The organism is Segatella copri (assembly GCF_019127135.1).
Lineage (GTDB): Bacteria > Bacteroidota > Bacteroidia > Bacteroidales > Bacteroidaceae > Prevotella.
This window is the reverse complement of record NZ_JAHOEA010000099.1, coordinates 1-5,997: the sequence shown is the minus strand read 5'-3', so window position 1 is coordinate 5,997 and position 5,997 is coordinate 1. Positions and strand designations below refer to the sequence as shown.

Below are 5,997 nucleotides of genomic sequence, written 5' to 3'. Positions count from 1 at the left end.
GTAGCCGCCTTCTTTTATCAAGAGCCTCGGATTTCGAAAGATTTCTGAGGCTTTTTTGTTTTTCCCACAGATTTCACAGATGCTCACAGATTTTAGACCTGTTCGGTCTGGAATTTCGCAGATTTTTATTATCTTTGTAGCATGAATAGGAAAAGAATTAAAAAGGAGTTTGCTAATTTCGGTCAGCGTATGCTACGGATGCCTCGTACCCGAGGATTCGGAGTACAATCACCTACAGCCTATTCTTTCCTGCGCAAGGTGGTTAACGAAAAGGGATTTCTCAGAATCTATTGTCAGACTCATTCTGAAATCTCCTCCTCCTATCCCCAAGATGCCTCCAAACAGAAACGTCTTCTCTTCCGCATCAGAACTGTTTATCCTAATGTAGTAGAACTCTCTGCATCTTCCCTGCTAAAGAGAGAGGATTTCCAGCAGTTTCTCTGGAATGTGTCTGATGATACGGTTTTAGTAGTTACAGACATCAATCTCGATGCAGAATATAGGAAAGTATGGCTTCGACTTGTAACTGATAATCGTACGGTTTTGACCTTTAATTTGGTTGATTGTGGTATAGTTTTCTTCGATAAAACCAAATTTAAGCAGAATTTTAATGTAAATTATTGATTTATGCGCAAATTTGTGCCATAAATATTTGGAGTTTAAAATAAAAGTATTACTTTTGCAGCCAAATTAATAGAAACGTTAAATTATAGAGCTATGTATTGGACACTTGAATTGGCTTCAAAGCTTGAAGATGCACCATGGCCTGCAACTAAAGAAGAGTTGATTGACTACGCAACTCGCTCTGGTGCGCCTCTAGAAGTTCTAGAGAATTTGCAGGAGATAGAAGACGAAGGCGATGTTTACGAAAGCATCGAAGACATCTGGCCTGATTATCCTTCAAAGGATGACTTCTTGTGGAATGATGACGAGTACTAATCGTTCATCGATTACGATTATCAGTATAAGATAATGGAAATGAGCCATATAGGTGATTTCTCATGAAATTCCTATATGGCTTTTTGCCGTCTTTTATCGCCAATTTTACCGTTCTAATGGCCTTATTTTACATAATTAAATGATCAATAATCGGTATATCCTGAAATTCTTTCTTTTCTGATCGGTTAATTTCATCTTTTCTTCTCTTATTATTCTCCTTACTTCATACTAAAATCATCTGAAGTTTATAAAAAAGGAGTGATATGATAAACTTTTCTACTATCTTCGCGTACATAGTGCCATAATTAATAAAAAGGTATTTTAATATGGGAAGAATTTCAAGACTTTATCCGAAAGGACGATTGAGACTGCGTATACCAAAGATGGTGCAGTCTGGTAAAAAGTATCCATTGTATATAGAATACAATTGGCATGCTGATTCTATTCGTAAATCAACTGGTATAAGTGTGTCAGTAAAGGAATGGAATGAGAAAGGCTATTGCGGTATTGGTGAAATACGTGCCACGACTGATATTGACTATAAGTATTATAATCATGCTCTTCATAAGCGTATCGAAGACATAGATGTGAAGATACATAAGTATTATGAAATGCATCAACATATTACTTGTGATGTGATTCGATCTTTTCTCGAAGACAATGACAATGCTTTGCGACCTGATGAAGGAAAAGACTTCATAGAGTTTGCTAAAGAGTTGATGGAAAAACGTTATGAGAAAGGTAAGATAGGTTTCAGTACTTGCAAGAATGGTATTTCATATCTCAATCAGTTTGAGGAATACCTGTTGCTTGAACACAAAGGTACACATGGTGAGCATAAGGAATTCATTTATGTCTCAGATATTAGTGAAGACTTATTGCTTGACTTCCGTAAGTATCGACTCTTGGCAAAAAAGAAAGCAACAACAGTCAACAAGACTCTATGTCCGATTCTTCAGGCGTGTGAATATGCTTGTCAGTTAGGTTATATCTCTCATCAGCTTAATGCATCTCTCCAGGACTTGTATATGAAAGAAGAGGACCGGCTTGATGAAGAAGAGAGGAATATCAAGTATCTCACTGAAGAGAGACTTGCTGAGTTAGTTTCCGTTTATAATACCATCGAACAACCTCGACGAAAAGAGTTTTTGGAGATGTGGCTGTTTGCCTTCCATGCTTGCGGTATGCGAATGGTTGATGTGATGACGCTCCGATGGAAAGACATTGATTTCAACAAGAATTTCATCAGTAAAATACAAGTCAAGACGAGAAACCGAAACACCATACCTTTGAGTGAACCACTCATTCGTATTCTTGAAAAATGGAAGGGTAGAAACAAAGTCTTTGTTTTTGATCTATTGCCAGAGAACTTCGATATAAATGACCATGAGGCGATATACCGTCGTAGAAATTCCTGGAATAATACCATCAATACTTCGCTTCGCTGTATATCTCATGATTTAAAATGGAATCAAGACTTGACTTTCCATGTATCAAGACACACTTGGGCAGTTTTAGCGCTTGCACACGGAGCTGAAATCAGTGAGATAAGCAGATTGTCAGGTCACGCTTCAACAGGCGTCACAGAGCGAGTTTATGCAGAATTCTTGCCAGACAACCTTGCGACTGTAGTAAGCAAACTTGGCTTCTGCTTCATTCCTGATATGAATGCCAAACAAAAGAAGGTGGTATCACGCTAAACAGAGTGATACCACCTTCGATCAAATTTGTAGCCTTTATAGTCGAAACTATCAGAATATCTTGTAGTCCTTGCCAGTAAGATTAGAAATTGGCTTGAATAAACGCAATAGAATGAGCCCTATCACGATAAATGCTATTCTGACTATTACTGAACCACCCATAGTAAAACCGTGCCATACGAGGAAAATGGGTGAGCACATGAGGGCTACGATGATTAGGCACATTAGAGCTGCTAGAAATGTTTTTGGTCCCATACGTCAATAATCTAATGGAGCTATGAAATGATCATCAGGCAGGTCGTGAAAATACTTGCCATCTGTATCATTAGTCACATATGTTTCGTTTTCTGGATCTTCTGTAGCGAAATAGATTTCCAAATCCTTGAAACGATTTTTGAGAAGAACGCGGAAGTCAGTAATCAATGCGAGTTCTTCCGCTTCTATATAGAGAAAGCCTTCTGAAAGTTCGCATTTCTTGATATTACCACAGAGATTGCAAGTCCCATAGTCCACACCAAGAGCTAAGATGATGTTTCCTTCCCAATCATCGGCCTCGTCTTCTTCCATAGCAGGGCGTTCTTTCTGTATGAAAGTCTGATAGAGGTCATATATCTCTTGCAACTCTTCTTGTTTTCCCACAATGTGGTAGCGTACTTTTATATTATGCATTTGGGATGCAAAGATAGCTAAATCTGATTCCATGTCTTGTCAATCGATTTCACTACTGTCCAATAAAAAAGGGCAATTCGATCTTTGAAACAGTTGAATTATAGTCTTTTATGCAGTATTTTGCAATGAAACGGACTTGATTTTGTACAATAGTTCGTTAATAATTCAATAATGTGCTAAGCAGCTATACGCTGTAAGCACGAGAGATCTTTGAAAATCTTGCTAATTAAAGTTCGGTTCGGGATGTACCCGCATGCTTTAAAAATTCGTCTCACCAGATAAATGTTGGTCATCAGTGACTTGAATGAAGACATAGAATATTCCATTCCCATCTCCTTCATAGTTACCTTGGCAACATTTAGTGATGTGAACGAAGCATTGAAAGCAAAATCGAGTTTCCACTTATCGCGAGCCTGGCAGTCCATAAGACCAGTATAGCCTTGGCGTCACGAAAGCAAAATTCGATCTGAAACCTGGTTCTATAATAAAGAAGTACCTCTTCACCCGAAAGTGAGGTGTCTGTAGAGAAGAATAGTTTCTTCTTGCCATTCGGCATCTGCCAGATGACAAGTCTAACTTTACACTTGAGTGCCTTGGAATAGGCAATCAAAGTATAAGCTGTTCCTTCTATATCTTTCATCTCCATCTTCTCCATTCGAGTGAGGTCAAGATTCTTCATATCAATCTTGCCATCCTTGGTCTTGGGGCGATCACGTTTTCCTGTACGTGGACCAGTATAGACATAAAAGAGACAAGCATTGTCACGAAAGCGGCTTATCAAAGAGAAACCTTCTTTCTTTATCCCATTAACAAATGTACTTGTAGAGAAGTAAGCATCTGCAACTATGAGGGTTGAGAGTTTAAGAAGTTCCTTGCGGTAACGCTTAATGACGCTGATATAGAAATCTACCATAGTCTTGTTTCTAAGACTCAGTTCTTTATTATTTAGCGACTGGTGGGCTCTTAACATCATGCAGTCTTTGGTATCAATATCAATGAGTCCAATACCCATGATTTCGAGACCATGTTTAACAGACTGAGCACATCCTGACCAAAAACGACCGATATGTGGTGTTTTCTTGCCAGCTTTACTGATGTAGCTGGGATCAATGGCAATAGCCCATCTTCCCTGTTTACCCAAGAAGCGCTTGGCAAGTGAGACATTAAGTTTGAGCCAATCAATGCACTTCGACTTTTTCAAGCCGAATGCGTTGCGATAGGTTTGCTCAACATGCAAGCCATACCTCCCCATTTGGGTGAAATTTATCTTTCTTGGTATTACCATGAACAAAATTATCACCTCGATGAGTATTTTCTCGAAACTTTTTGTTATCTTTGCAGCTGAATCTTCAACTGCATCTTTAAAGATATCCATATATTGGTCAAGTCCTGTATTCATGTAATATTGTATTTGTCGTGATCTACAAAGTTACTGAAAATCAGCGACTTGACCAACTTTTTACAGTTAAGTTTTCATAAGCACTTCTTAATATAAGTTATTGATTTACAGACGATTAAATATTAATTTAACGCAGTATTGATTAATAAAGAATATACTACCGCTGATATATGCGCAACAAATTGTGACGCTTGTGATTCATTTCCCTTGAAATCCTTAACAAATACAGCTAAGGTATAGCAGACCTTATTAGGCAGACATATATAGGCTACATCATTCTGAGCTGCAAGAATACCATTTTCATTGACATCACCAGAACCTGTCTTATGTGCTATTACAACCCCTTCTTTATCAAGAAGTGGAGCTACTATCCTATCTATACCTGTTTTACATTCTTTCAATGCATTCTTAATGAAATCTTGTTTCTCATTACTGATAAGACTTTCTGTAAACAAACGATTCATCAACATTGCAGCACCAAGAGGAGATGTGTAATTAGAGTAAGCTTTGTCATGGTCAGCGGACATTTCCTCTTCTGTATAAGCTATCTGAAAACTCGAATGTGGTATGAGTTTCGCTATAAAACTGTCTGTTTGTGCAGTATTGAGCATATTCTTAAACATGATATTGCTTGCATTATTGTCGCTCTGGGAAAGAGTATAGCGCAACAGATCTCTTACTGTCAACGATATAACTGGTGCTGAATAATCTTTCATCATAGGGCTCCATGTCTTTGGATCAAGTTTTTCCCTATTTATCTTTACCAAGGTATCAAGGGAAAGGCCTTTTTTGTCAAAATCATTGCAAAGAGCTAATGCCTGATGAACCTTAAATACACTCATCATAGGATAAATGCTTTTATTATTAACACTAACCGTATCTGTGTTATTAATAATAACCGCCACACCAATTTCACCAGGACAAGCCGAGACAATCTGAGAAATGCTATCAGTCAAAACATCTGTTAATGGAGGATTCGCGCTACCTTTTGTAGCTGATTTATGGGACAATGAGAACACCAAGATGAAGATGCAAACTAAAGCTATACACAAAACTACGATTTGCTTTTTTCTGTTTTTTTTCATGTTCTTTAATTCCGCAACACTATAGTTTAACATTATTTATAAGTGCCTGAGCAACAAAAAGTTGCCCAGGATTTTGCCATGTCAGAATTTTCACTTACCTTAGTGTTGCGAAAAGAAGACAAGCAAAACTCTAATATGACATGGCAAAGATACAAATAAAATCTGAGAAACTCACTCCTTTTTGGGGAATTTTTTCGATTATGGA

General features: G+C 37.7%; 6 protein-coding genes. 3 read left to right on the top strand and 3 right to left on the bottom strand.

Annotated elements, in window-relative coordinates:
• The first annotated feature begins 141 nt into the window (after positions 1-141).
• The 3 genes from KSW37_RS14960 to KSW37_RS14950 all read left to right on the top strand — a co-directional run bounded on the left by KSW37_RS14960 (position 142) and on the right by KSW37_RS14950 (position 2,639).
• Positions 142-624, top strand: a complete 483-nt coding sequence (locus KSW37_RS14960; protein WP_147347303.1) for a hypothetical protein — start codon at positions 142-144, stop codon at positions 622-624.
• A 93-nt stretch (positions 625-717) separates the two neighbouring features.
• A complete protein-coding gene (locus tag KSW37_RS14955) occupies positions 718-939 on the top strand; it encodes a DUF2795 domain-containing protein (protein ID WP_006848869.1) in 222 nt (73 codons plus the stop codon).
• Positions 940-1,265: 326 nt separating this feature from the next.
• Positions 1,266-2,639, top strand: a complete 1,374-nt coding sequence (locus tag KSW37_RS14950; RefSeq protein WP_153095801.1) for a tyrosine-type recombinase/integrase — start codon at positions 1,266-1,268, stop codon at positions 2,637-2,639.
• Between the two features lie 258 nt (positions 2,640-2,897).
• On the opposite strand, the gene KSW37_RS14945 is transcribed toward KSW37_RS14950, so the two are convergent.
• From KSW37_RS14945 to KSW37_RS14935, 3 genes are all read right to left on the bottom strand, one after another.
• Positions 2,898-3,341, bottom strand: coding sequence for a hypothetical protein (locus KSW37_RS14945; RefSeq protein WP_151202125.1), 444 nt, complete (start codon positions 3,339-3,341; stop codon positions 2,898-2,900).
• Positions 3,342-3,666: 325 nt separating this feature from the next.
• On the bottom strand, positions 3,667-4,707 hold the full coding sequence (locus KSW37_RS14940) for a transposase (protein WP_004307676.1): 1,041 nt from the start codon (positions 4,705-4,707) through the stop codon (positions 3,667-3,669).
• Positions 4,708-4,829: 122 nt separating this feature from the next.
• On the bottom strand, positions 4,830-5,792 hold the full coding sequence (locus KSW37_RS14935; protein WP_118117378.1) for a CfxA family broad-spectrum class A beta-lactamase: 963 nt from the start codon (positions 5,790-5,792) through the stop codon (positions 4,830-4,832).
• Positions 5,793-5,997: the final 205 nt, after the last annotated feature.